The 25,401-nt window shown below is 55.4% G+C and carries 25 protein-coding genes, 1 tRNA gene and 2 pseudogenes; 6 read left to right on the top strand and 22 right to left on the bottom strand.

Annotated features, from left to right (window positions below):
- Nucleotides 1-48: 48 nt before the first annotated feature.
- The 3 genes from AB6M95_RS02390 to AB6M95_RS02380 all read right to left on the bottom strand — a co-directional run bounded on the left by AB6M95_RS02390 (nt 49) and on the right by AB6M95_RS02380 (nt 3,462).
- Nucleotides 49-2,307: a DNA translocase FtsK gene (locus AB6M95_RS02390; RefSeq protein WP_371385130.1), complete on the bottom strand. Its 2,259-nt coding sequence runs from the start codon at nt 2,305-2,307 to the stop codon at nt 49-51.
- A gap of 87 nt (nt 2,308-2,394) precedes the next feature.
- Nucleotides 2,395-2,952 carry an elongation factor P gene (gene efp / locus AB6M95_RS02385; protein ID WP_371385129.1) on the bottom strand — a complete coding sequence of 186 codons (558 nt, stop codon included), beginning with the start codon at nt 2,950-2,952 and terminating at the stop codon, nt 2,395-2,397.
- A 51-nt stretch (nt 2,953-3,003) separates the two neighbouring features.
- Nucleotides 3,004-3,462 (bottom strand): type II 3-dehydroquinate dehydratase, encoded by a 459-nt coding sequence (locus AB6M95_RS02380; RefSeq protein ID WP_371385128.1) that lies wholly within the window; start codon nt 3,460-3,462, stop codon nt 3,004-3,006.
- 112 nt (nt 3,463-3,574) lie between these two features.
- On the opposite strand from AB6M95_RS02380, the gene yihA reads away from it, so the two are divergent.
- The gene (yihA, locus tag AB6M95_RS02375) at nt 3,575-4,156 is read left to right on the top strand and encodes a ribosome biogenesis GTP-binding protein YihA/YsxC (protein WP_371385127.1); all 582 of its coding nucleotides are present in this window, start codon (nt 3,575-3,577) and stop codon (nt 4,154-4,156) included.
- On the opposite strand, the gene AB6M95_RS02370 is transcribed toward yihA, so the two are convergent.
- Genes AB6M95_RS02370 through AB6M95_RS02360 form a run of 3 tightly spaced genes read right to left on the bottom strand, consistent with a single transcriptional unit; the run spans nt 4,157 to nt 6,654 of the window.
- Complete coding sequence (locus AB6M95_RS02370) at nt 4,157-5,290, bottom strand: LptF/LptG family permease (RefSeq protein ID WP_371385126.1); 1,134 nt, start codon at nt 5,288-5,290, stop codon at nt 4,157-4,159.
- The gene (gene lptF, locus AB6M95_RS02365) at nt 5,287-6,462 is read right to left on the bottom strand and encodes an LPS export ABC transporter permease LptF (RefSeq protein ID WP_371385125.1); all 1,176 of its coding nucleotides are present in this window, start codon (nt 6,460-6,462) and stop codon (nt 5,287-5,289) included. The genes AB6M95_RS02370 and lptF overlap by 4 nt, the downstream gene beginning before the upstream one ends.
- 9 nt (nt 6,463-6,471) lie before the next feature.
- Nucleotides 6,472-6,654: a hypothetical protein gene (locus tag AB6M95_RS02360; RefSeq protein ID WP_371385124.1), complete on the bottom strand. Its 183-nt coding sequence runs from the start codon at nt 6,652-6,654 to the stop codon at nt 6,472-6,474.
- A gap of 134 nt (nt 6,655-6,788) precedes the next feature.
- On the opposite strand from AB6M95_RS02360, the gene AB6M95_RS02355 reads away from it, so the two are divergent.
- The 3 genes from AB6M95_RS02355 to AB6M95_RS02345 all read left to right on the top strand — a co-directional run bounded on the left by AB6M95_RS02355 (nt 6,789) and on the right by AB6M95_RS02345 (nt 9,581).
- Nucleotides 6,789-7,580, top strand: coding sequence for an undecaprenyl-diphosphate phosphatase (locus tag AB6M95_RS02355; RefSeq protein WP_371385123.1), 792 nt, complete (start codon nt 6,789-6,791; stop codon nt 7,578-7,580).
- Nucleotides 7,581-7,673: 93 nt separating this feature from the next.
- Nucleotides 7,674-7,750: transfer RNA gene (locus AB6M95_RS02350), tRNA-Met, on the top strand.
- Nucleotides 7,751-7,895: 145 nt separating this feature from the next.
- Entirely contained in the window at nt 7,896-9,581 is a 1,686-nt protein-coding gene (locus tag AB6M95_RS02345; RefSeq protein ID WP_371385122.1) for a DUF6538 domain-containing protein, read from the top strand.
- A 372-nt stretch (nt 9,582-9,953) separates the two neighbouring features.
- Here AB6M95_RS02345 and AB6M95_RS02340 read toward each other — a convergent pair whose 3' ends face one another.
- From AB6M95_RS02340 to AB6M95_RS02305, 8 genes are all read right to left on the bottom strand, one after another.
- On the bottom strand, nt 9,954-10,559 hold the full coding sequence (locus tag AB6M95_RS02340; protein WP_371385121.1) for a KilA-N domain-containing protein: 606 nt from the start codon (nt 10,557-10,559) through the stop codon (nt 9,954-9,956).
- A gap of 545 nt (nt 10,560-11,104) precedes the next feature.
- On the bottom strand, nt 11,105-11,833 hold the full coding sequence (locus AB6M95_RS02335; RefSeq protein ID WP_371385120.1) for a hypothetical protein: 729 nt from the start codon (nt 11,831-11,833) through the stop codon (nt 11,105-11,107).
- A gap of 60 nt (nt 11,834-11,893) precedes the next feature.
- Nucleotides 11,894-12,337, bottom strand: a complete 444-nt coding sequence (locus AB6M95_RS02330) for a hypothetical protein (protein ID WP_371385119.1) — start codon at nt 12,335-12,337, stop codon at nt 11,894-11,896.
- Nucleotides 12,338-12,718, bottom strand: a complete 381-nt coding sequence (locus AB6M95_RS02325) for a hypothetical protein (protein WP_371385118.1) — start codon at nt 12,716-12,718, stop codon at nt 12,338-12,340.
- The gene (locus AB6M95_RS02320; RefSeq protein ID WP_371385117.1) at nt 12,663-12,947 is read right to left on the bottom strand and encodes a hypothetical protein; all 285 of its coding nucleotides are present in this window, start codon (nt 12,945-12,947) and stop codon (nt 12,663-12,665) included. The genes AB6M95_RS02325 and AB6M95_RS02320 overlap by 56 nt, the downstream gene beginning before the upstream one ends.
- A gap of 209 nt (nt 12,948-13,156) precedes the next feature.
- Nucleotides 13,157-13,426 (bottom strand): hypothetical protein, encoded by a 270-nt coding sequence (locus tag AB6M95_RS02315; RefSeq protein WP_371385116.1) that lies wholly within the window; start codon nt 13,424-13,426, stop codon nt 13,157-13,159.
- An 11-nt stretch (nt 13,427-13,437) separates the two neighbouring features.
- Nucleotides 13,438-13,665 (bottom strand): hypothetical protein, encoded by a 228-nt coding sequence (locus AB6M95_RS02310; protein ID WP_371385115.1) that lies wholly within the window; start codon nt 13,663-13,665, stop codon nt 13,438-13,440.
- 437 nt (nt 13,666-14,102) lie between these two features.
- Nucleotides 14,103-14,363: a hypothetical protein gene (locus tag AB6M95_RS02305; RefSeq protein WP_371385114.1), complete on the bottom strand. Its 261-nt coding sequence runs from the start codon at nt 14,361-14,363 to the stop codon at nt 14,103-14,105.
- 228 nt (nt 14,364-14,591) lie between these two features.
- On the opposite strand from AB6M95_RS02305, the gene AB6M95_RS02300 reads away from it, so the two are divergent.
- Nucleotides 14,592-15,263: a recombinase family protein gene (locus AB6M95_RS02300; protein WP_371385113.1), complete on the top strand. Its 672-nt coding sequence runs from the start codon at nt 14,592-14,594 to the stop codon at nt 15,261-15,263.
- 82 nt (nt 15,264-15,345) lie between these two features.
- Here AB6M95_RS02300 and AB6M95_RS02295 read toward each other — a convergent pair whose 3' ends face one another.
- The 4 genes from AB6M95_RS02295 to AB6M95_RS02280 all read right to left on the bottom strand — a co-directional run bounded on the left by AB6M95_RS02295 (nt 15,346) and on the right by AB6M95_RS02280 (nt 19,815).
- Complete coding sequence (locus AB6M95_RS02295) at nt 15,346-16,086, bottom strand: hypothetical protein (RefSeq protein WP_371385112.1); 741 nt, start codon at nt 16,084-16,086, stop codon at nt 15,346-15,348.
- A 141-nt stretch (nt 16,087-16,227) separates the two neighbouring features.
- Entirely contained in the window at nt 16,228-18,384 is a 2,157-nt protein-coding gene (locus tag AB6M95_RS02290) for a topoisomerase DNA-binding C4 zinc finger domain-containing protein (RefSeq protein WP_371385111.1), read from the bottom strand.
- Nucleotides 18,385-18,386: 2 nt separating this feature from the next.
- A complete protein-coding gene (locus AB6M95_RS02285) occupies nt 18,387-19,148 on the bottom strand; it encodes a PP2C family serine/threonine-protein phosphatase (protein ID WP_371385110.1) in 762 nt (253 codons plus the stop codon).
- Entirely contained in the window at nt 19,138-19,815 is a 678-nt protein-coding gene (locus AB6M95_RS02280; RefSeq protein ID WP_371385109.1) for a vWA domain-containing protein, read from the bottom strand. The genes AB6M95_RS02285 and AB6M95_RS02280 overlap by 11 nt, the downstream gene beginning before the upstream one ends.
- 571 nt (nt 19,816-20,386) lie before the next feature.
- Between AB6M95_RS02280 and AB6M95_RS02275 the strand changes: the two genes are divergently transcribed.
- Nucleotides 20,387-21,688, top strand: coding sequence for a DUF6035 family protein (locus tag AB6M95_RS02275; protein ID WP_371385108.1), 1,302 nt, complete (start codon nt 20,387-20,389; stop codon nt 21,686-21,688).
- 66 nt (nt 21,689-21,754) lie between these two features.
- Here AB6M95_RS02275 and AB6M95_RS02270 read toward each other — a convergent pair whose 3' ends face one another.
- The 4 genes and pseudogenes from AB6M95_RS02270 to AB6M95_RS02255 all read right to left on the bottom strand — a co-directional run bounded on the left by AB6M95_RS02270 (nt 21,755) and on the right by AB6M95_RS02255 (nt 25,289).
- Nucleotides 21,755-22,360: a hypothetical protein gene (locus tag AB6M95_RS02270; RefSeq protein WP_371385107.1), complete on the bottom strand. Its 606-nt coding sequence runs from the start codon at nt 22,358-22,360 to the stop codon at nt 21,755-21,757.
- Nucleotides 22,361-22,713: 353 nt separating this feature from the next.
- Nucleotides 22,714-23,721 (bottom strand): annotated as a pseudogene (locus AB6M95_RS02265) (methyl-accepting chemotaxis protein); the annotation flags it as partial.
- 48 nt (nt 23,722-23,769) lie between these two features.
- A pseudogene (locus AB6M95_RS19720) lies at nt 23,770-24,522 on the bottom strand (cache domain-containing protein); the annotation flags it as partial.
- 368 nt (nt 24,523-24,890) lie between these two features.
- Complete coding sequence (locus AB6M95_RS02255; RefSeq protein ID WP_371385104.1) at nt 24,891-25,289, bottom strand: desulfoferrodoxin family protein; 399 nt, start codon at nt 25,287-25,289, stop codon at nt 24,891-24,893.
- Nucleotides 25,290-25,401 lie beyond the last annotated feature (112 nt).

The following is a 25,401-nucleotide window of genomic DNA, read 5'->3' as shown; positions in this document are numbered from 1 at the left end:
CCATGGCGAAAACGGCAACGGATAGTCTAGACATATTACTTACTCCAATTATTCCGGCTTGATGACCTTACGCGGTTTGCTCCCATCCTGGGGGCCGAGGATGCCGTCCATTTCCATCTGTTCAATGAACCGGGCCGCACGGTTGAATCCGATGCGCAGCCTGCGCTGCAACAGGGAAATGGACGCCTTGCCCTGGGAAAGCACGAACTGTACCGCTTCGTCGTACACCGGGTCGCCCGAGGCCCCGGCTACCCCGCCGGAGCCCGCGTCATTGCCCGCATTGGGGCTCCAGTCGCTGAAATCGAGCTCGAATTCCTGGGGCACGGCGTTTTTCCAGAAATCGACCACATGCGCAATTTCCGTCTCGTCCACGTACGCGCCGTGCATCCGCTTGAGCTTGCCGCCGCTCGGCTTGAAGAGCATGTCGCCCTTGCCCAGCAGCCGCTCCGCGCCCACGGCGTCGAGAATGGTTCGGGAGTCGAACTTGGAGGTCACGAAAAAGGAGATGCGCGTGGGAAAGTTGGCCTTGATCAGGCCGGTGACCACGTCCACGCTGGGCCGCTGGGTGGCCAGGACCAAGTGGATGCCCGCGGCGCGCGCCAGCTGGGCCAACCGCACGATGCACTGCTCCACGTCCTTGGCCGCGGTCATCATCAGGTCGGCGAGCTCGTCGATGATGATGACCAGGTACGGCATGTGCTTCATGTTCTCGAATTCCTCGGGAACATTGTCGCCCATTTCCTCCAGCTTCTTGTTGTATCCCTCGATGTTGCGCACGCCCAGTTGGGCCATCTTCTCGTAGCGGCAGTCCATCTCGAAGACCGCCCATTCCAGGGCGCTCTTGGCCATATTCATGTCCGTGACCACGGGATGAACCAGGTGCGGCAGGTCCGCATACGGGGCCAGCTCAATGCGCTTGGGGTCCACCAGGAGGAGCTTCACGTCCTCGGGTCCGGCCTTGTACAGCAGGGAGAGCAGGAACCCATTGATGCCCACGGACTTGCCCGCGCCGGTGGCGCCGGCCACCAGCAGGTGCGGCATGCGCGCCAGGTCGGCCACCTGGGTGGCCCCCTGGATGTCCTTGCCCAGCGCCAGGGTCAGCGGGGACTTGGACCCGGTGAATTCCTTGGATTCCAGGATTTCGCGCAGATAGACCATCTCCCGCTCGATGTTCGGGATCTCGACGCCAACGCTGTCCTTGCCCGGGATGGGTGCTTCGATGCGCACGGATTCCGCGCGCAGGGCCAGGGCGATGTCGTCGGTCAGTCCCTCGATCTTGGAAACCTTGATGCCGGGCGCCGGCTTGAACTCGAACATGGTCACCACCGGACCGGGCACCACCCGCTGCATCTCGCCCTGGACGTTGAAATCGTTCAGACATTCCTTCAACCGGTCGGCCAGGGGCTGCAACACGGCCGGGGTCTGGGAGGTCTTCTGGGCGGGCGGCGCGGTGAGCAGCGCCGGACTGGGCAAACCGCCCGGCCCCGCCGGAATCTTGGCCGCCGCCGGTTTGGCCGGGGCGGGCTTGGGCTTGGGCTGGGCCGGTCTGGGAGTCTTGACCGGACGGCCATCCTCCCCGGCGTCGAGATCCACGAACTGGAGGCCCATTTCCTCTTCGGCCGGTTCCGGCTCCATCTCCCCGGCCAGGGCCTTGGCCGCGCGGCGCTCGGCCCGCTTTTCGGCCCGTTTCTCGGCCCGGTGCTCGGCCCGCACGACCGCCCCTTCGCGGTAGATACCCCACCAACGGGCCAGCAGCGCCCAGACCGAGGCCCAGGTGAAGCCGATCACGGCCTGCAGGGAGATGATGGTCACGAACAGCCAGAGCAGGAACGTGCCCACGGGCCGCAGGTACGGCATGGTATATTTAGTGATGATGGACCGGCCGAAGAAGCCGGAGCCGATGAGGCCGTAGGCGTCCTCGGGCACGGTGAAAAACCACGGATGCATGGCCCAGGCCTCGAAGGCGACGACCAGGCCGATGATCCCGAGCCAGCGCAGGGGGGATATCTTCAGCCGGGCCACGAACCGGGCCAGACCGAGGTAGAGGAAGTACAGGGGCCAGAACACGGCCCCCATGCCGAACATTTCCACCAGAAAACCGGCGCAATAGGCTCCGGCGTAGCCAACCACGTTCTGGACCTTCCGCCCGGCGGTGACGGCCTGATTGAAGCTCGGATCACCGGGGCTGAAGGAAAGGATGCTTAAAAAAAGAAAAGCGGAGAGAAAGAGAAAGAACAGCCCGATGAACTCGTTGCCGCGTCCTTTCCGCATCTCCGTCTTGACCGTGGTTTTCCGTTGTCTCGCCATTGAGCCTCACTTGATAAAAAAGGTCCTGGGCGGCAACCCGCCCACGACCTTTTTTACGCAATTTACACAAGGTGTTGCAAGTCCGCTTTATTCGCGACCAAGGTACTCTCCGCTCCGGGTGTCCACCTTGATGACGTCGCCTTCGTTGATGAAGAGCGGAACGTTGACCTTCAGGCCGGTTTCCATGGTGGCGGGCTTGGTGGCGTTGGACACGCGGTCGCCCTGGATGCCGGGGTCGGTCTGGGCGACCTTCAGGCTGACGTTGGCGGGCAGGTCCACGCCGATGAGCTCGCCGTTGTACAGGAGCACCTTCACGGTGTCGCCTTCCTTGATGAAGCCGCCCTCCGATCCCACGTTGCCGGCGGGCACGTGCATCTGCTCGTAGGTCTCGAGATCCATGAACACGAAATTCTCGCCTTCCCGGAAGATATACTGCATCTCGGTCACGGCCATGTCCGGCTTTTCGACCTTCTCGCCGGAGCGGAAGGTCTTGTCCAGCACCTGGCCAGTCAGCATCTGGCGCAGCTTGGTGCGCACCATGGCGCCGCCCTTGCCGGGCTTGAAATGCTGGAACTCGATAATCTCGAAGGGCTTGCCGTCAATCTCGATCTTCAGGCCTGTCCTGAAATCCTTGGTTGAAATCATATATTGTCTCCAAATGGTTTCCGGGATTTCCCCGGGTATTTTTCAGTGGAATCAGCCCCGGAGCCGCTGGTACAGCGCCTGGACACCGAGGGCATAACCCAGAATCCCGAATCCGGCAATGACGCCGATGCACCTCTCGCCCATCAGGGACTTCTGGCGCAGGGGCTGGTCCGTGCGCGCCCAGATGTTGCTGATATGCACCTCCACGCAAGGGACGCCGATCCAGGCCAGGCAATCGGCCAAGGCGAGCGAGGTGTGGGTGTAGGCCCCGGCGTTGAAGACCACGCCGTCCACGCCCTCTTCACGGGCCTGTTCCAGCCGGTCGATGAGCGCGCCCTCGGAGTTGGACTGGAAATGCTCCAGCGCGACCTCCGCGCCCTTGCCGCCCATGACTTGGGAGAGGAGCTCGGGCATGTCGTCCATTGTCCTCGAACCGTATATCTCGGGCTGGCGGGTGCCGATGTGGCCGAGATTGGGGCCGTTCATGATCAGAATTTTGAGCTTGTCCATGCGTCTTCCCTTGTGCGCCGGGATAGTGTATTTCCCGCTCTCCTTGACGCGCCCCACGAAAAAAAGAACACTGGGGGCGTTCGAAAACCAATTGCCTAAACGGTACCTCTTTATGAACCGAACCATCGAGTTAGTCAAAACAATATACGAAATCAAGCAGCTTGAGGACTTTGACGAGCCCCAGATCGCCCTTGCGGGCCGGTCCAACGTGGGCAAGTCGTCGCTGGTCAACCGGCTGGCCGGGCGCAAGGCCCTGGCCAAAATCAGCTCCAAGCCCGGCAAGACGCGCAGCCTCAACTACTACCGGGTCCAGCCGGACGGCTACTTCCTGGTGGACCTGCCGGGCTACGGCTACGCCAAGTGCTCCAAACAGGAACGGCTCAAGTGGGCCAAGCTCATCGAGGCCTACATGAAGGACAACAAGCGCCTCAAGGCCGTGGCCGTGCTCCTGGACGCCAGGCTCTCCCCGCAAAAAATCGACCTGGAACTGACCAGCTACGTGCGCGGCCTGGGCATTCCGGTCATTCCCATCCTGACCAAGGCGGACAAGCCCAAACAGCGCGAACTGGCCCAGCTCCAAAAGCAGTGGCAGGACATCCTGCAGCAGGACCGCGCGCCGGTGCTCTTTTCCAGCAAGACCGGCAGGGGCGAGGAAAAGCTGTGGGACAGGCTCGGCGAATACGCCGGGCAGTGATCACGCCCGTCTGGGGATCAATCCCTCGACCGCGGTAAGGATCGCGGTCTTGAAGCCCGGCATGGCCACCCAGGCCAGACGCAGACAGGCCACCCCGCCCATGATCCCGTTGCCGAGCCAGGCCGCCATGATCGGCGGCAGCACGCCCTTTTCCCCGGCGGTCTCCCCGACCACGTGGACCCCGTACTGTACGAAAATGAGGATAAGCGACAGGCCGATATTGGCGTAGACGTTCTCCGAGAAGGTCACCAGCGTCAGGGCCAGCACCGCCATGACCACCATGGAGAAGGCGTAGGCCAGCTTGCCGTGCCAGATGGTCTGCAGCATCTCCACGTTGGAGCCCGATTCCTGGAGCCGTTTTATGGCCTTGGACAGTTCGAGCAGCGGCAATTGCGCGGTGTCGCCCTTGAGCTCCACGGCGGCGTAGGCGCTCAGGTTCTGGCGCACCGACAGGAACTGGGACGTCCGGTCCACGGTGATGAACGTTCGGGTGTCCAGTTCGTGCACGTCCAGAAGCCCCCACCCGTGGTCGTCGATGAGCGCCTTCTTGGCGGTCAGGATGCGGATGAGCTCCTGGTTGTCCGTGGTGAACTCGTAGACCGTGATGTCGCTCGCCCGGCTCTTGCTCGGCTGGGCCTCCTTGGCCAGGACGATGAACGGCCCGTCCCGGAACCACAGGTCGTGGATGGTCAGCGCGTCCAGCTGCTTCTTGCGGACGTCTTCCTTCCAGATGCGGTTGGCCTCCTGCTCGCCGAACACCCCGAGAAACTGGGAGAAAATCAGCTGTCCGGCGCTCCAGACCAGGGCGTAGATGACGAAGAAACGGATGAACCAGGCAAAGGCCACGCCCCCGGCGCGCAGGGCGAGCATCTCCCTGGACCGGTTCAGCACCCCGAGCTGGATGACCATGGCCAGGAGAAAGACCGCCGGCATGAGCTGCGACACGATGAGCGGAATCTTGACGACGAAATAGAACAGGATAGTCTGCGCGCCCAGCCCGGCCCGGATGAAGTCGTCCAGCCGGTCGAAGATGTCGGACAACAGGTACAGACTGGTGCCCACGGTCAGGCAGATGGCCATGAGATAAAGATTCTGCCGGATCAGATACCGGCTCAGGACGCCGATGATCTTCATGCCCCGGCCTCCCTTTTGCGCCCGGGCAGGCGCATGTGCATGAGCCAGTGGACAATGGAGGGCGTGCGCTCGAGGTTGGCGTAGCGCATGCCGAACAGGGCCACGAACACAAACAGGATGTCCGGTGCCCACATGCCGTATTCAGGCGAAATCGTACCCGATTCACCCATGCTCACGCCGATGGAGAACATGGTGTAGTAGACCATGAACAGCCCCATGGCCAGGAGCAGGCCGTACTGCTGCTTCAACCCCCGGAAGACCGAGGCGATGGGGATGGCGAACATGCCCAGGATGAAGCAGCCCAGGGGCAGGGTCAGCCGCTTGTAGAACTCGGTGTCCACCTTGCGGAAGAAGCGCTCGTTCTCATGCGGCACCAGGCTGTGGTCCTTGCGGATGTCCCACAACTGGAAAAACGGCATGTCCTTGGCCTTCTGCTCCACGAAGTTAAAGCCGGTCAACAACTTGCCCAGGTCGAGCTTGATGGAATACTTGCCGAACTTGAGGATGTTCAGTTCGTCGCCGCTCTGCCGGAAGATGCGCCCGTTGTGGAACACCACGTGGATTTCGGCCTGCCGGGGCCTGGAGACGACCTCGGCCTCCGGGGCGACCACAACCACCGAGGTGCCCTTGATGGAGTCGTCGCGGACAAAGGCGAACTTCAGTTCGCCCTTCTCGTTGTCCACCTGGTGGGCGTAGAAGGTGATCCCCGGAAATTCCTTATTGAACACGCCAGGTTGTAGGGCGAACTTCGAGTGGGTCTTGGCGAAGTAATAGAGCTTGGTCTTGAACATGTCCATGCCCCAGGCCAGCCCCCAGAAGGAGATGAAGAAGGCGAACAGCGTGCACAGGGAGCAAAAGAGCACGGGCGCGGGGAGCATGCGGTACAGGCTGACCCCGCTCGCCTTGAGGGCCACCAGTTCGTTGTCCGTGCTCATGCGCAGGAAGGTCAGAAAGACGCTGAGCATGGTGGCGATGGGCGTGATCAGCAGCAGGAAAAAGGGCGTCAGGTAGAAGAACAGCTGCAGGATGTTCAGGAATCCGATGTTCTGGGAAAGGAACAGGGAGCGCAACTGCAGCATCCTGCCCACCAGGATGAGGCCCAGGAGACAGGAGACGGTCAAGCCGAAGAGCTTGAGCAGTTCCAGGAAAAGCTGACGATTGAGAAGTTTCACCGGGAGGAATCAGCCCTTGTTTTCCTTGAAGAAACGCAGAAGGAACTCCATGTCCCTGGGACCGAGGTTGAAGCGGACGCCCGCCTCTTCGATGAGCACGGGGAGTGCCCTCTCGTCTCCATTGTCCCGCATCTCGCAGATCCAGGCCACGGCTTTGCGGGTCAATTCGCTCTGAGGCATTATGGTCGTCATGGATCGCTCCTGGGGTTGAACATGTTTCCAGCGAAAGGGAATACACCAGCTTCCGAGGGGTTGCAAGACGGCATCAGTTGGTCTAGACCCTAGCGTATTGCGCGTCCGAACCCCATTCAGCTCCTGAGGATCATATGGCACCGTGGTATGTTGCGATCATTCTCGGCATTGTCGAAGGCCTGACCGAGTTCCTGCCCATCTCGAGCACCGGCCACCTGATCATCGCCGGGCACCTCCTGGATTTCACCGGCCCCAAGGCCGACACCTTCGAGATCGTCATCCAGCTCGGGGCCATCCTGGCCGTGGTGGTCCTGTACTGGGACCGTTTCGTGGGCCTGATCTTCCCGGACAAGGAGCGCAAGTTCTCGGGCGTGTACGGCCTGTGGCTCCTGTTCCTGACCTCCCTGCCCGCCTCCGTGCTCGGCCTGCTGACCCACCACTACATCAAGGAATACCTCTTCTCGCCCTTCACCGTGGCCGTGGCCCTGGCCGTGGGCGCGGTGCTCATCTTCGCGGTCGAGGCCAAGGACTTCAAAAAGACCACCCTGACCCTGGACGAGATCACCCCCAGGACCGCGTTCGGCATCGGCCTGTTCCAGTGCCTGGCGCTGTGGCCGGGCTTTTCCCGGTCCGCGTCCACCATCATGGGCGGCATGCTCCTGGGCGCCAAGCGCACCGTGGCCGCCGAGTACTCCTTCATTGCGGCCGTGCCCATCATGTTCGCCGCCACGGGCTACGACTTCCTCAAGAACTACACCCTGTTCCAGACAGACGACCTGATCTTCCTGCTCATCGGCTTCGTGGTCTCCTTCATCGCGGCCTGGCTGGCGGTCAAAGGGTTCATCGTTCTGCTCGGACGCCTGACCCTGCGCCCTTTCGCCGTATACCGCATCGTCCTGGCGGCCCTGATTCTCCTGTTTTTGTAATATGTTCCATTTTTCAGACCGAACGGGAAATTTACACTTGCCAAGCCCGGAAAGACGGTCTATAGACTGTCCTCGCTTCGGCGAAACAAACGTGGCGAGGTAGCTCAGTTGGTTAGAGCATGCGGCTCATATCCGCAGAGTCGGAGGTTCAAGTCCTCTCCTCGCTACCACGGTAACTCCTGGAAGTCCTTAAAATCATTACGGTTTTAAGGACTTTCTTTTTGCCTTTTTTCGGGGTTTTGGATCAGTCTTCGCGAACTGGTACAAATTGGTGGTACAAATCGCCAAGCTTGTGCCCTGCGGAGTTCAAGAATTTTGCCCCGAAACGGCCTCCCTCAAAACGTCCTGCGTAGAGGCTCCGTCTACTACTTCCGTTTGGTCGTGCCCGATGACCTGAGGGACGTTTTCAACCGGCGCGAATTCCGCTACTCCCTCCGTACATGCTACCTGCGAGACGCCAAGGCCAAGGCCCGGGCCTTGGCCGCTACCGCATGGGAATACTTCAACAAGGTAAGGTCTGGAACCATGGGACATATCTCCGACGAGGAATTACAACGCCTTCTGATTGGAAGCATGCGGGAACGGCTTGATATTGAGGAGAAAACACGAATCTCGACGAATCGCCACGACTACCCGCCAGAATATCATGATGAAATCATCGGCAAGCTGCAAAAAATCCTCGCACGAGGAGAATACACGATTTCTGAGGGCAGCACGGAAGAATTCATTGAGTGGGCCGGACTGGACGTTGAACCGGAATCCTTCGACTACAAAAAACTTCTCCGGGACGTCCTGAAACGAGACATTGAATTGTGGCGCATCTACCAGCAGCGAGACCAAGGGAATTACCAGTACGAAAAGGACTACTTTCGCGATTTTACAACGCCGCAAGTCCCTGTTCCATCCACTGGTCCAACTGGCCCCCTGCTCTCCGAAGCTTTGGCAGCATTCCTTGAGGGCAATAACCAGTGGAAAGCCACGTCCTACAAGGAATATAAGACGGTTGCCGAGCTTCTCCCGGCGATCCTTGGAGACATGCCTGTGTCTCAAGTCGATCATGAGGCCATGAGGACGTATGTTGCAAAATTGAGAACTCTCCCGAAACGCAACAAAAAGCCTTACAATAAAATGAGTTGGGATCAACGCCTTGCCTGTGACGTTCCCTCGCAAGACCTCGTAACAGATGGGACGATCCAGAACTACATGGTCAACACAGGGACGTTCTTCAACTGGTGTGAAGATCAGGGATATGAAGTGGTTCCCAATGTCACCAGACGGAAGTTCAAGCTCACGAAGACCAAACGGGCCGCAACAGAACCGTTCACACCTGACGACTTGCACACGATTTTCCATTGTCGCCAGTATGTTAACGACAGTTGGCCCAAACCCTATCAGTTCTGGATGCCCATTCTCGGACTCGCCACCGGCGCACGGATCGAGGAGTTAGCCCAGTTGAATCTGGACGATGTGAAATTCCACGAAGACGTCTGGTACATCATGATCACCGACGAAGGCGAAGGACAAGACGCTAAGACGGAATCAAGCATCCGCCCTATTCCGCTGTGGCCGTTCGTGACAGAGGAATTGAAGTTCCCTGAGTATGTTGAACACCTCCGCAGGAAAGGAGAAACACGCCTATTCCCGGACCTGCCCCCGGTCACGATCAAGAACCCCAATGGAGACGACCAGCTCAAATTCGGGAAGAAGGCTAGTGACTGGTTTTCGGCCCGGAAAAGTGAGTGGGGACTCAAGCCGGAAAACCCGAAACGCCGCAAGGTCTTTCACTCCTTCCGCGCCACTCTCGCCAGCATCTGCAAACATATGGGAATCGAAGACCGCATGGCTGAACAGTTTCACGGTCACTCTTCGGGCAAATTCTCCATGACCTACGATTACTATGCGGAGCGGTTCCACGCGAAGGAGCTTTACGAAGCCATCGCAAGCAAGCTGGAATTCCCCGTTGATCTGGAACACCTCAAGAAATCAAAATATTGCAAGTAACTGACTGTGAACATAAATCAACTCTTCAACCAAATGATGAAATCTCATGCATCTGCAAATTCGCATTGAACAGGCACTCTACATCGGCCTTGTTGACTGCACTCTGATCGACCCCGAGCGGAACGTGTATTACTCGGCCTCTCTGGGCGAAACGATCACCCTGAACGAAGACGGGAAGACTTGCTCTGTTGTGAAGAATTAGCCCTAATTCTGGCTGGAAGTGCTGCCCCGGTGCCTCATAGTGGGTACCGGGGTTTCTGATTTTTTATGCGGGGCGGTGCCGGATTTGGTGGTGATTGATTTGCGGAGGGGGAGTCAGGTCGTGACTTCGTTAACGAAGATCGGGCTGATCTTGAAGAGCCAACCGGACATCTAGTCGAGCGGGAGCATGATAGTTGCTTTGGCTCCGCTTGTGTGCTGCACATTGATATCAATGAGCAGGTGGGAAAAGGACTCATCCTTCTTGAGTCGCTTCTGCTGCATCTGGGTATTGATTCCGATTGCCTCACAGATGTGCCTGATGGACACGTACTTTTCCTCACCTTCCAGCACGGCCACCAGAATCGGGGGACCGAAAACCATCACCTCTTCGTGGCGGATCGCCGCTGGGAAGTTGGTCTGCTCGACCGGGAGGCCGTCTTCGCCCAACTTGACGAGCAGTTTGCTGTCACTGATCTGGACGAGGCCGGTTTCACGAATCTTCTGAATGCACCAGAGGTGGAAGTCGGGCGACAGGTACATTGCGTAGGCGATGCCCAGATCGCCGTGGGCGTAGGTGCCGCCACGCTGGTTGCCGCCGCGATAGATTTTCACGAGAGCGGAATTGCCGAAGGCAGGATTCTGCCCTCGGAGCTTTTCTCCAAGGGTGTCAACCAGTCGCTTGGTGTCGGCATTGGCAAGCCAGTTTTTGGGCCGGTTGCGGCTCTCACCACCACACGCCCTCCACATGTTGGTCATGTTGACCATGCCGTCATTCACCTTGATGACGGTGCCTTCGTAGACTCCGTCCTTGCGGATGGCCGGGGCGATCGCTAGTCCTTCAAATTTTGATCCTAAGACGTTTTCGGGACTAGGTGGCGATCTACCATCGCCGTGCTACGAAATCGTTTACGGGGCAATTCTGAGCGAATTTCGAGCATACTGGCGGCAGCCCTGAATCCATTTTTGTGCTGGAATGCTGATCGGGGTTTGTTGTGCTTCTCTGGGAGCAATTTATTATGTAGCTGGGATAATCTGTCTTCTTGTGTGGAAGACATTTTGTACGCTGGGTCTTGTCTGTTTCCTGTTCCCAGAAAAACATTCGAAGACGAACGGTGCGAAGCACCATCGGCACGAAGTGCCGACAACAATCTGCCTTCGTTCACAAAATCACTCCAGAATTCCAAAAGGTATCACAAGCGTCTTTTTTCTTCTTATAATTTATTTATATTTTTCATTTACTTTTTCATTTTATATTCAAGATATTATTCTAGTATAATAAATAACTATTATATAGACGCTTGTGATACCCTCTTTAACGCACCTTAATCGCAGGTTCTTGCTTTCACGATCCGAACATGGTTCCAGTGCCGTTTCACTGTGGCAATCCCAAACCCAGAACGCTCAGCAACTGCCTTTTGAGTCGGCTTTCTGCCTTCCTCTCGGAGGGATTCAATCGCCAGTTCGATCGCTGGGATCGTGCCGCGTTCAACCTCGCGTTTCCGTTGCGCCCCTCTGGCCTTGCCAGCTTTTGCCGGGGAAGACACCTTGTTGAAATTTGCGATCGCGCAATACGCCGAGACTAAATCCCCAGGGTAGAACGAACGGTTACATCCACCAAGTACATCGGTATATCCCAGCAGTGGATTCGGAAACGAGTCCGTCAGCCTCTTTGCCCCTGTAAGCCTTCGAAAATTGTCTTGGCACCGCTCGTACTGATCCCAGTGCGCCGAGGCCTCTACGGGGCGATTCTGGGCGATTTCAAGGGGATGCCGCAAGACAATCTCACCGGCAACTTCACCGCCTCGTGCTTCGACTTCTGCCAGCAGATACACGAAGTACACCTCTCCACCTTCGTGGAGTTTGATGGTCGGCACAGGCACACAGGGCTGAGTCGGTTGGGCCGATTCGTCGTACACGAGAATGAAGGCTCGATGGACAGGGCCGACGTTAGCTTCCAGCATGGTCCCCTCGGCCAGTTCTTCGGCGTCAAAGACCTGCTCAAGGCTGTGCTGTACTGCCAACATGAAATGTTGTTTCACATTGTCGATCATGGGGATTCCTTGAGAAAAGCCCCGGCATGCCGGGTAACATGCCGGGGCTTGTGGAGCTGGTTAGTTGGTCGGAACGTTGCGGATTTTCGCGGCCTCGGTTTTGAGATGCTTGGCATGCTCAGGGTCAAGACGTTCAATGCGTTCCTGCTCGGTGGGATTGATCACAATCCACGGGTTAATGCCTCCAAACGCACTGGAAGTCTTCATGCCCTTTTTGCGCATGACTTCAAAGGCCTTAGCCGGGTCTTGTTTGTAGAGTTGTCCCAATTGAGTCAGGTTCATGTTCTCGGCCTCAACCGTGGCCTTTTGCTCTTTGACTTGGGCCTTTTGGCGTCCAACCTCCATGAGCTTGTCAATGGTCTGGATTTGACCGGAGAGCCTGTTCACGTCTCCCATGGTTGATTTGAGATGAATCCGGGTATCGGCTGCATCCAATTTGACCTTGGAGACTTCAGCAGCGAGTTTGGTGATCATTGCCTTCAGTTCGGCGATTTGGGTTTCCATTTACGACTCCTTAAATATGAGTTTGACCGCCTCTTCGTACATGGCGGATCGGTTTTCGGGGTGTTTGCGCAAGAGCGCGTTCATGAGAGCCTCGACTTTGCCGAGGTCCATTTCATCGGGGACGAGTATCAATCTGAGGATTCCACCCAGCAGAAGGACTCTGCCGGTGTTGATTTGGGTTATGAGGGTTGCCTCATCGTCTGGGAGGTGGGCTTTCAGCGAATTGCGGTGGATATCGACGGGGTCGAAATCATCGATGCTCTGAAAGAAATCACTATCTTTGTGACTTACCTGCCAGACGAATTGAGGGGGACGGAGGTTCTCGTTAATCTCCGTGAATTGCCTTTGCAGCCGCTTCAACGTCTGTGTCGTCTCCGACAACGCGTCCCTCCTTGAGAGCCTGAATATCAGCCTCTAGTTTTTCGATTGCGGCGGTACTTTTGAGCTTCTCCATCATCGAGAACATTTCGCGCAGGACGTAGGTGTATTTGGACCCGTCTTGCACCGGGATTTCGTCATTTCGCATGAGGCGATAGATTTTTCCGACCTCTGCCGCTACGTTGTCCAAAGTGGACAGGTCGGGCCTGTAACGCGTTTTCTTCGTAGTCATATATTGCTCCTGTCGCTGGATCGTGGCTTTACCGGGGTAGGGGGTCGAAATATTTTGGCGACAAGCGATGCCGCTCCTTGATGGCCCTCATTCCACAGGGGGGAGTCAGGTATGATTGTCTGATGGCTCTAGGCTCCTCAGTCGAGCGAACCATGCGGGATGACAACCAAGCTCCAGCCCGATCAGCATGTTTTATTGGATGGGGATCGCTAGTCGTTCGGAATCTTCAACAGTTCGCGAAGTGCTCGTTCAGGGGATGGCACATCGAGACCAGAGAGCTTGGCGATGATCAAATCTTGAAGGTCCATCGGTTTATCGATGGCGAAGCACCGAAGCCCGCTTTCCCAACGCGGCAGCACCACGGTTAGAGCGGCTAACATGAGACGGCTGAACGGTGCGCCGATCTGCTCAGCTATTTTCGCTACTCTGTCGAAGATTTCTGTGGGCAAAGAGATGTGTTTGCTTTTGGTGTCGGTCATTCTTGTTTCTCCTAGAGGTTGATCTGTTGTACTTTCATTCCGAACGCTAAGGCGACCTTGGCACCTCTTGCCGGGTCGCTCTGTGTGATGGAATCGAGCGTGTGTTGGAAATCCATGACGATCAGATTCAGGAGAGCGGATCGAGAGATGCTGTAGGTCTCCGAGAAACCGTCGAGAAACGAAATCGTGTCTGGCCTGAGGACGTATGTCCGTGGCTTGGATTTGTGTTCACTGGTCATGTGAACCTCCTTGCGTATTTATGGGTTAAATATGGTGGGCCAAATGAAGAAGGGCGCAGCCCTCAATGGACTACGCCCTTCCAACCCGGAATCCCGAATCACCCGATCGAGAAAAAGGAGTATCGCGCCTATAATACGTATACAATCGAGCGACGAATTTTTACACGGAGAATTCTTGCCGACTGGAGTTATCCCTGTGCTGGCGTGGCTTTCGAGACGACAAATTTATTTTTTCGAGACGCGATTTTAGCCCACAATCCACACCTTGCTCGACCTCATCACAAGTACCAGCTTCGGACATTGATCGAGGTGAAGGCATTGACGCGCCCCCACTGTATATAACGCACGAGCAACCACTTTTTTTCACGGACTGCAAAAGCAAGAAGCCCTAGAACCATTGCGGCTCTAGGGCTAAAAGAGATTTTGCATTGCAATTTTCAGGCGGTTTCATCCTGAGTCTCGGTCATGTCCAGCGCCTCTCGATATGTCTTTGCGATCATTAACCGCACGACTTCTGATTGCGACGTATTCGGAGACTCAACCTCCACCTTGTCCATGATCTTCTGGAACTGGTATGCTGCCGCTCTGTCCAGCGTCACTTTGAGAGTACGCCCACCCGCTTCCTTGACACTCTCTCGATACTTCTTTTGACGTGCAGCGGCCTTTTGCCTCTGCTCCCGTTTGGTCAGTTTTGCCACACTATTACCTCCGTTACGGATCACGCGCTAATTGACGTTATGCATCACACCATTATCCACGTTACGCATCACACAACTACTAGCGTTACGGATTACGGTCAAGAATACGTTACGGATTACGGTCAACAACGCGTTACGGATTACGCTTGACAAATACTCCAAACAGAGCTTATCAAATTCCCTAACGAACGTAAGCGAATTTGGTAACAGCCAATAAGGACGATTCCCATGAACGGCAACTTCATATCCTACCTCCGAGTCAGCACACAGAAGCAAGGCCGTTCCGGTCTTGGCATTGAGGCTCAACGCGAAGCCGTGAACAACTATCTCAACGGAGGCAACTGGGAGCTTCTTGGAGAGTTTGTGGAAGTCGAATCCGGCAAGAAGGATGACCGCAAGGAGCTTGCCAAAGCTCTTGAACGTTGCAAGCTCACGGGGGCCACTCTCGTTATCGCCAAGCTCGACCGGCTTTCTCGTGACGCACACTTTCTGCTCGGCCTTGAAAAGAGCCGTGTGAGCTTTGTCTGCGTTGATATGCCGGATGCAAACAACTTCACCGTAGGCATCATGGCACTCGTCGCCCAGCAGGAACGCGAGATGATCTCCAAACGGACTAGGGAGGCTCTGGCAGCAGCGAAGGCTCGTGGCGTCAAGCTGGGCTGTCCTAACGGGGCTGCTCACCTTCGACACTACGGCAACGAGCTTGGAGTGAGGGCGATCAAAGAAAATGCCGATGCACGAGCCGAGTCATTGAGAGCGACCGTGGAGGACATCCAGAGAAATGGCGTTGTGTCCTTCACCGGGATCGCGAAGGAACTGAACTCTCAGAAGATCAAGACCGCCCGTGGCGGCAAGTGGCACCCTTCCAGCGTGAAGAGATTACTGGAGCGGTTGATATAACGGAGCTGTATCCAAAGCAAAGGCCTTGGTGGACATGTAATCGTGTCCACCAAGGCTTTGTCGTTATATAACGCGCTACAATTTATTCTTCAACAACTGCATACTTGATTGCCGCCTCATCAACTTGGATTACACTGATCTTTGTTGACTTGAACCGAATGAATTTTGCGCCTATTGGGTATGTCAAATTCTGGTAGTAAGCTGGGCGAGCCATATCATCTGGTGTGTACTCCCTATAGAGGAAGTTTATCGAATCAGATGACATACCGGTATAAACGATTTCGTAATTTATGAAACCCGATGTCGTATCAATTTCTTTCTTCGTTTCTTTGGCAAAAGTCGTATTGACAGGCATTATTCCTATCTTTCCGTCGCCAACAGCCACTCCAGTATTGTAAATAAACGCACTGCCACCATGATAGTGTCCATCTTCGCCAACAGGTATAAGAAGCTGATTGTTCCATGTAGACTGGAGCAAAGTAAACGTCCTCATCTTATCATCTGTCACCATCCCGACTATGGGAATCGGCACACCCTCTTTCCCCTTAAGAAAAGTATACTGATTAAATGTAATTGAAAAGTCATACGAGGGCACTAAAGAGTTCGTCTGAATGGTCTTCTCGTAGTAGTCTTTCACTCTAACTATGGCTTCGCCGACATTTGCTGTTATCGACTTATTTAGTTCGTAATTCTTGATGAACACATGATTTTGTTTTGAATGATCTGAAACAACTGGGTCCATAGGAAACGTCTTTGGAGCGCATCCGTATACAGACAGAAACATAGCAATTAGCACAAGTAACTGATAAACAAGCCGAGGCATACAGACTCCTTTAAATAGACATTTAACTAGTATATTTATAAATAAATGTAACAGATGGACACGGAGCATAAATCGCAATTAATAGTTCGCTCCACGGCCACCAATTGCAACAGCATCTACGATGCCATAGTTAAGTTTGCATCAAATATTTCGCGTGCCCTTGCAGCGTGGATATCGCGAACAACCCCAAAATTTACCGTAACGCCCTGAACGTTGCCGCATTGAGGAACCACAACGCGGGCAGGTGGGGGCACTCGATGCGACAACTGTTCGTGGTGGCGTAGGTGCTGTGGCCTGGGATATTTGGGAAGATAGCGGCGTGAAGCTGATCGGTGGTGTCATCATCAGCGAGACGGTTGATGTCGGAATCGAAGCACCCAACTCGTGCAGGTCTTGTTCGGCTTGGGCGCGAACAAGAAGAGCGTCGGTCAGCGCCTTGTCGCTTCTGGCCTTGGTGGGCAATGCGTCTAGCCGGGCCTTGGCGTTTCGCAGGGCCCCCAGCCCGTTGCGAATCGTGGATTCCAGCTTCGCCTTTTCTGCCGCGAACCGTCCGCGTATCGCCCTTTGGTCGGCAACATCCTGAGCGTTCGGCGTCCGGTCATACTTAAACCGGGACTCATGTCCCCGCCGCCATGCCAGCAGCTTGCCGGTCATCACGTCACCGAACCCCGGCACTCGCAGCACGGCGGAACGGTTCACATCGGCGGCAGTCTCGATTCCGAAGGATATCAGCGTGGCCGTTTTCGCCGGACCGATACCGGAGATATTCGCGCGTCGGACGGAGAAACGGTCAAGATAGGCCTGTCGCTGGCGTGACTCCCGGTTGGATTTCATCACCATGAGTTCGTGGGCAAGCGCGTCGTCATGACCTTTGTAGGCGCGGATTGCGGCATCCAAATCGCCGCGCACCTTCACAACCTCAGTCATGCCGTTACGCTTAACAAAGGCATTCAACTCGCGCTGTACCCTGTTATCGGCATTCTTGAAGGCCTGTTGAAACGGGCCGGGGTCAACTTCACGGTTGGAGAAGATGAGCCACCCCCAGATTGCCAGCCCGATCCACACAAACCACGCCGGGGCGACGGAGATGAAACCAGTGACTGCGCCGCCCATCATCAACAAGCCCATGAAAGCACGCCCGCGCTTTCCGTTCCTAGCTTCGCTCAGTGCATTGCTGGCACCGCGCGGCGTAGCCGCAGCGGGAAGCAAGTCCGCGACCGTTGGGAAGCGAAATGCCAGAATCTCACGGATAGCCTGTTCTGTGCCCTGCGCATCAGTCGGGATATTCGTTTCCACGGCGGTCAGGTCCGGGAACATATCAAAGCAGCTGTTGGCGGTCAGCTTACACCAGATACACCCACCGGCGGCGCTGGGATAGTAGTGTGTCTTGACCTTGCTACAGTGGTTCAGTGAGCCTTTCAGAGCATTGAGGGCATGGATCCAGTCCTGCGCTCTCGGGCGCGCGTCCGGTGCCAGTCCGAATGCGTTCTCGAATGCACGGGAGACAGCATCAGGAAACATGTCGAGTGTCAGCGCACCGGGTGGCGGCGTTGTCTGTGTTGCCGCCTGCCGGATGAGCGAAAAGGCAAATCGGTTCTGGGCGATGGCTTCACCCATGGAAATGTCCGGCCCATTGTAGCACCCAGCGTAGGGGTGACGGCCCATGAAAAGAAGGTGGAAGATCGCAACCGCCAGCCCGAAATTGTCGTGCTCTATGGTGCGCTCTACGTTTTCGAAGCGAATTCCGTGCAGTTCTGGCGGAGTGAATTCAGGAACGCCAACAACACAAGGGTAGGTCTTACCATTTCGCCGAAACTGAAAGCTGTCGGCATCAATGAGGGCAACTGTGGCGTCCTGCGCCACAAGCACGCCGGAATGGTTCAAATCGCCGATGACACATCCCGTCTGGTGCACCTTTCCAACGGCGCGCGCGACGTTCAATGCAGCATGGACGAGAAACCGATAATCCGACTTCGGGAAATGATGCTGGCGGGATTTCGGGCTGTAGAGTTCATGTAGCTCACGGTGTGTTGGCACCAGCCGCATAGCGAACCCAAGGAATTCACCAGTCGTCGATGTTGCCACCTCCACAGGATACGCTACCAGAGTCGTCGCTTGACCAAGCCCCTCGGCGACCATGGCCCGTATTTTACCCTCGCGGCTGTCTCGCTTGTTCGGCTTGTAAAGCTTGACCGCCAGATCAGACTTCTCACTCAGGCGAAAGACGTCACCTTCGTTTCCACCTCCCAGCCTTTCTCCAACAGTGAACCGTGCCTTTCCTATGACTACGCTCGGCACGGTTAGCCCCCGGATATTAGGATGAGCGTCTTGTCATCATCCGTGCGTTCGCAGACCGATGAACCGGCGAGATATGTGGCGAGCTTTGCCGATAGTTCGACAAGGCGGCCCTCACCCGATGCGGCATCCACCGGTCGAAACATGGGGTCGAAGAACCGGGCGTGCGCACTCTGTTCCAGATGCGACAACGCCAGATCGCCGACACCATCGGAGAACAGTGCGAATGCATCGTGTTTGCGTGGGTGGCGGGTGATGTTCAGGCGCGGTTCGGGATCATCGGTCAAAAAGTAGGTGGTGGACGCATATTCGCCGTTCTCGGGCCAACACAGCGCCTCCCATTCGGTGTCTTTCCGACCGACAACGGCGCTATCGCCGATGTGGAGCGTTACAGCCTCATTCGGCGTGACAACGATTGCCGCCAACGTCGCGGCGAATTGCCGGGGTGTAGATTCTCGCCGGGTAGCTATTGCCGATATTCGATCCCGCAGTTCATCAATCCAATCCGCCAATACTTCATTGGACGGCATGTCTGGATTGACGCGAACCCATTCTCGGAATCGAACCGAAAGGAAGCGGCAAGTAAGCCATGCGCCGTATGCACCAAATTTGGCGCTGCCTGCGCCATCCGAAACAACAGCAAAAATACCGCCGTTTTCGAATGCGGCAACAGTGTAGGCATCTTGCAGCCTGCCATTATTCTGAATGTGCGACGTTCCGATTACGGACGCGGACGCCCACCGCCAAGCCACAATTTCACTCTGCAACAGCCCAGCCGTTCGGGGCGGCTGGGTTTTCGAGTGGGACGGCATCACCAGGGTTGGACTGAGAGACAGCGCTTAGGGAGCTGGACAGCCACTGGAATAGCTCCTTGAAGGCCAACCCTTTCAGCTTGAGCGGCTGGCGTGTGGCGATCTGTCCAAGAACGTTCATATCCGCCTGGTCCACCCCTACAGCATAAAACATGAATTCCTTGCTCTCTTCGCCTTGGTGCACCCGTCGCTTAGCCTCTTCCCAACTATCGGTCGGGGCACCATCGGTAATAAGGAACACCCACGGGCGGTAATATTTAACACCATTCTCGCGGTAGCGATCTTTACGCTGACGGAGCATGGTGAGCCCAGTCACAATCGCTTCGCCCATCGGCGTCGCATTGTCCGCCACCAGTATTTCGGGATAGAAGTGATCCACTGTAGCGAAGTCGGATTTGACCTCAACTGGCCCAAAAGTGACCACAGCTAATTCCACGCGTTTTGCGGCCACGGTGTCGTTCATGAGTTCTTGGCGCAAAGTAGCTAACCCTTCATTTAATTCCGAAATTGGCTTGCCGCTCATGGAATAGGATGTATCTAATAGGAGTATTACAGGGCATCTCTGCTCTGGGTTTTCCGCGAATTCCGCATCGCTGAATGGTTGTTGATCAAATTCACTCATGGAAATGACGCCCCCTTCACCCAGTTAATTTTAGTTTTGTGTTGCAGTGTCAATTTTACAGTAATTTTAGACGTTCCTTTTTAGTGTGCCCTTTGTCGCTACTCTCGTCAATCGTAACCGTCCGGAGAAATAACCTTTCCTTACATTTTCTGTTTTCTCCTGTTTGCCAGACGCTTCATCAGAACACTGATACCTTCCGGGGCGATATTTTCAGGTTCAGGAGATCAGGAACCAGATTGAGAACGGCGAGGAGAAAAGGGGCTGGCCGAGGAGTACGGGATCAGCCGCCAGCCCTTGTATCGGGTGATGAAGCTGTGACAGCATCTGCCTGACACGAATTAAGGCCTTGGTGGACAGAGCATCCATCAAGGTCTTTTTTGATGCCAAATGGACACACATGACCGCTCATGACTTTGTCGAGTTGAGGCATACCCTAGATGGACGGAGCTTGCTTATAAGGTGGGGGCCACGCATCTGGTAAAGGAATCAAAATATTGATAAGGGAGTTGAAAACATCATGTAATAGGGGGCGATAGTGGAGAAAGAGCCACAACGCACAATCAGAGAAGTCATGGTTGAAGGGGATCGAGGGAACCTGTTGCGCGTTGAAGACCTCCAGGCCATGTCTCCCTACGAGTGGGGAATACTTCGGGACAGCATATCTAACCGGCATACTGGCGGTGAAGGCATATCGATGTTGTGCATGAAGTGTAAACACCCAGTATACATCCGGGCTTACAACTCTTTTGGGATGACTCTTCCCGGCTTTGTGCATTTCGATGGAAGCCCGACTTGGTGTCAATGGTATCAGGGAAAAAACAGAACCCCAGACAGCCTAAAGGCACAACAGTATAACGGCCAACAAGAGTCTCCAGAACATGAGATGTTATGCGACAAGATTGGAGAGCTTGCAGCACTGGACAAACGGTACATTCGACATGCTATCAACAAATATCATAAACCAAAGCATAATGAAAACGCCAGAAAGCCAGACGTATATGTTGAATGGGAAGAATATGGGCCATTCGTAATCGAGCTACAGTTGTCCAGCACATTCCAGACAGAGATATCTGGAAGATGCACGTACTATTCAAAAGAGAGAATACCTCTCATATGGGTTTTGCATAATATACATGAATATGTCAGCATTCCACAATCTGTTAAAGACGTCGTTAGACGACACCGAAATAATGCTTTTGTGATCGACAGAGACTCCATACGAGGATCATACGACAAAAATACGCTGGTATTTAAGCGATATCTGCTAAGCGGGGATTCTTTTGACTCCCCGGAACTTGTTACAATTGATTCACTGACAGTACCAGAGAAGCAAACACTTCCCTACCACGAAGACCATTTAGCTCCAGCACTGAGAGCCAAAATCGACGACCGCCGATTGCCTTTCTTCACTTTTTTCAAGCAATGGAAAAAGAAATCGACACACCCGAAAGACATCAAGCGCATTCTGGATACACTCAAGGAACAAGTACCAGAAGACTTCATTTTCATGATCGCTGCTACTTTCTCAATCGTAGCAACGCTTTCGACAGGTATTGACAAGAATTATGCATCGAACGATCCCAATGTACGAGCCATGCTCAACAGCTACTTCAACGGGAACCGACTAGCTCGATATGCAGACATGATGGAGTTCATCCTTGGGCGAGTCAAACCAACTTCAAGCACCTGTCCCGACATAACCACTCATGCAGTAAACAGGAATATCGCTCTGAGGAAAGATGACACTGAACAAGTCGGCATTGAAAGCAAAGAATGGAAGGCAATGGAGTGGTTGCTTCCAGAGGTCTTCGACGAGTGCGAGCGAGAACTGCTACGATTTACAGAACAACTTCCCTGCTGGGTGCAGGAGTAACAGCAATACACAGTCATATGTAAAACAAACAATATTGACTGGCTAAACAATGAACAAATGAAAACTCTAAATAGAAGAGAACACCCCACGCATCAGTTCTTCATGGAGCCGTTCTTTTTCAGGGGCATACCACGTTAACAGCTTGTCCAATAATTTTGTCCTCAATTCAGAACGACTATCGCAAAATCTTTCGAGAGATGTGATTTCTGTGATACCACGATCAACCCATCTACGATAGTAATCTTGTTCTTCCTTCACATCTGGAAAATGCTTGGCTAGGAATTCTTCATCAGCCCAAGTCAATGGTGATTTGGAAAGGATTGGCCTATGCAGTTCCTCTGCACCTGCCTTAAAATACCTTGTCTTGTCTCCCCCGCATAATATGAATTCGATCTCAGCAGAAGCATCAGTGTTCAACAACTCTGCCAGATACTCTTTTGTCCAGAACGGGCATCTTGCGTGCCGTCGAAAGTAACCAAGAGCATAACTTCCCACAGCCCTCATGCTCGACCCAACAAAAAGGCATCTCTCATGCAACATGACGGAAAAAACTCCAGGGCGTGTCAATTGTAGTCGGTATTCATTGGTCCATTGCCCACTTTTCAACAGGACTGTGTCGGCTTCGAATTCCTTTACCCCAACCGTGTACATTTCAAACGGGCCGAAATCCATACTGCACCTCATTTTGGAATTTGCTGGATCATCAGCAATATTTGCAGGCTTGTCCAGCTATCACAAAATATCACTACGCATCCCCTTGACCACTGCTCCAAGTTAGGGCTACAAAATCGAAAAGGTTGACGGAGAGAGCGACCTCGACAAACCATTGAAATTGTTCTCTTAAATTAACTGCGAATCGACTTCCGAGACCCCGGAGAGACGCTCTCCTCTCCTCGCTACCACGAATGAAACGGAAGCCCGTGAAATCAGATTGATTCCACGGGCTTCTTCTTGTCTTTTTCAATCTCCATCAACCGTCGTCTGACTGCGGCGCGATGCCCCCTGTCTTGTTTACCCAGAAAGGATCAGAACCTGTCGAACCCGTCGCCTTCGCCCCCGGCGTGCAGGGCGGGGGTCGCCTTGCGCACGGTCACCCGGGAAGCCGGGCCCGATCCGCTGCCGTCGATGGTGAAGTAGGCCACCGTGCTCTTGAGGTGCTCGGCCTGGCTTGCCAGCTCCTCCGAGGTGGACGACATCTCCTCCGAGGCCGAGGCGATCTGTTGGATGACCTGGTCCAGTTGATGAATGGCGGTGTTGACGCCTTGCGCCCCGGCCTGCTGCTCGTTGCTTGCGGCCGTGATTTCCTGGATGAGTTCCGCGGTATGCTTGATGTCCGGAACCATCTTGCCCAGCATCTCGCCCGCCTCCTCGGCCACCTGGACGCTCGTTGCGGACAGATCGCTGATCTCCGCGGCGGCGATGCCGGAGCGTTCCGCCAGCTTCCTGACCTCCGCCGCGACAACGGCGAAGCCCTTGCCGTGCTCGCCCGCCCGGGCCGCTTCGATGGCCACATTCAGGGCCAGGAGGTTGGTCTGCCGGGCGATTTCCTCGATGACCGAAATCTTGTCGGCGATCTCGCGCATGGCCTCCACGGTCTGGGCGACCGACTTGCCGCCCCGTTCCGCGTCGACTGCCGAACGCTGGGCAATTTGCTCGGTTTCGCGGGCATTCTCGGCGCTCTGGCTGATGTTGCTGACCATCTGCTCCATGGACGAAGCGATCTCCTCGACATTGGCCGCCTGCTCGGTGGCCGCCTGGGCCAGGCTCTCGGCCGTGGCCGACAGCTCCACTGCACCGGAGGCCACACCGTCGACCGTGGATCAGACATCGCTGACCACGCCCCGTAGCGTTGTGCCCATTTCCGACAGATCCTTTGCAAGAACGGCAACTTCGTCCTTGCCGGACACGGAGATGGAAGCCGTCAGATCGCCACCGGCGACCTGTCGCGTGAAGGTGCCGCTTCGGACGATGGGATCGGTCATGGACTTGGCGATCCGCCAGCCGCCCAGGGCGAACAGGACCGCGATGACGAGCCCGATGACGGCGGTGTTGAGGACGGCCGCGTTGGACGCGCTCATGATCTCCTTGCGCTCGATGAGCGCCACGTACTTCCAGCCGGAGTCCGGGGAGACATAGACGCTGCCGAACATGGTCACCCCGCCGATGTCGAGGCCTTCGACCAGGCCCTCCTTTGTTTCGTTCAAGGTCGAATAAGCCCCACCCAGCTCACCCATCTTCTTGAAAACGAAGTCCTTGTGCCTGGGGTCTGCCAGAACGGTTCCGTCGTTCTGGACGATCATCATGTAACCGGACTTGCCGATCTTGATGTTGGCCGCGATTTCCGTGAGCTTTGCCAGAGACATATCCACGGCGGCAATGCCCACGAGCTTTCCGGAACCGTCGTGTACCTTGGCAACGACGCCGATGTTCGGCACTCCTTGGGTGGTAATATAGGCGCTGAGCAGCGTCACTTCCGTGGCCGACTGCTTTCCCTGTACATACCAGGGTCTCTTTCTGGGATCATACTTGTTGCCCATGTTCTCGCTGGGGGACTGGGTATAGCCGCCATCCTCGAGTCCGGCATAGACATAGGCGAAATCCGGATGGGCCTTCATCAGACGTTCAAAAGTATCGAATGCGGAACGCTCCTTGGCGCTCATTCCATCATGCAGGACGGGATTGTCCCCGGCCGGGAGGTCGAAATAACGGGTCCATTCCCCCATTCCCCCGGTCAGGACGGGCAGGGACGCGACGTATTTCGAGATCTCGGCAGGCCCCTTCAGCATCTGCGCGACAAAGCCGTTCACAACGCGCAATTCCTCCTGCGATGACATCCTGAACTGCTCCGAAACGGTGCCGCTGACCTGCAGGGAAACCACGCTGGAAATGACAACTACGGACACAAAAACAGGAACGATGATCGATAAAACGAACTTGGTCCGAATCTTCATGGCAACTCCCCCCCGAAATGACATTTGATCAGATAATAACCTGTACCGCCCGGCAAGCTATTATATTATCCTTTTCCAAACAATATTCGGCAGAGCCGGCAACGGCTCCTCGCGGTTCCTGCCTTCGACTCCATGAAGCCCGCACTCCCCGCTTCCTCCCGGATGATAAAGAAAATTCTTGAAGGCTGCCTCGGACCACCCAAAAAAGCCCGCACGGTGAACCGTGCGGGCTTTTTTGGGTTGATGCAGTGCTAGACCGTGAATTTAGTTACCCAGAAATCATGCAGGTTACAGAAACTCGTGGCGTAGTATTCGCCCTTGGGCGGGAGGTCATACGTGGATACCGGCTTGTCCTTGGGCGTGAAAACCTGGGCTCCGATGACCTTGCCGTCCGCACCAACTACCGTGTGCCGGACGATGAAATGGTCCTCGCTCATGGGGTGCTTGGTCTGCACGGTGAGCTTCCCGTCCGCCATGCTCACCTGGGGCAGGTGTATCGGGGCTTTTTTCGCCCACTGGCCGGGATCGTCGGCCGTGTAGACGATGTTCGAAGGAAACGGGCCGGTTTCGGCCAAGGCCTTGCGCACGCCAAGGGAAAGCCCGGCCGCCAGGGCCAGGGCCGATTTGATGAAAACGCGTCTGTTCGTCATGATGCCTCCATGTGGAAATGATTATTGTCCCCACCTTAACAGCATCCGGCCGACATGCAAGCCATTCTCCGGGGAAAAATGGATTCTCCCTCCTTTTTATGAACATTGTCGG

The sequence above is a fragment of the Pseudodesulfovibrio karagichevae genome, from assembly GCF_041414475.1.
Classification (GTDB): domain Bacteria; phylum Desulfobacterota; class Desulfovibrionia; order Desulfovibrionales; family Desulfovibrionaceae; genus Pseudodesulfovibrio; species Pseudodesulfovibrio karagichevae.
The sequence above is the reverse complement of the archived record's forward strand: the minus strand, read 5'-3'. Positions and strand labels throughout refer to the sequence as shown.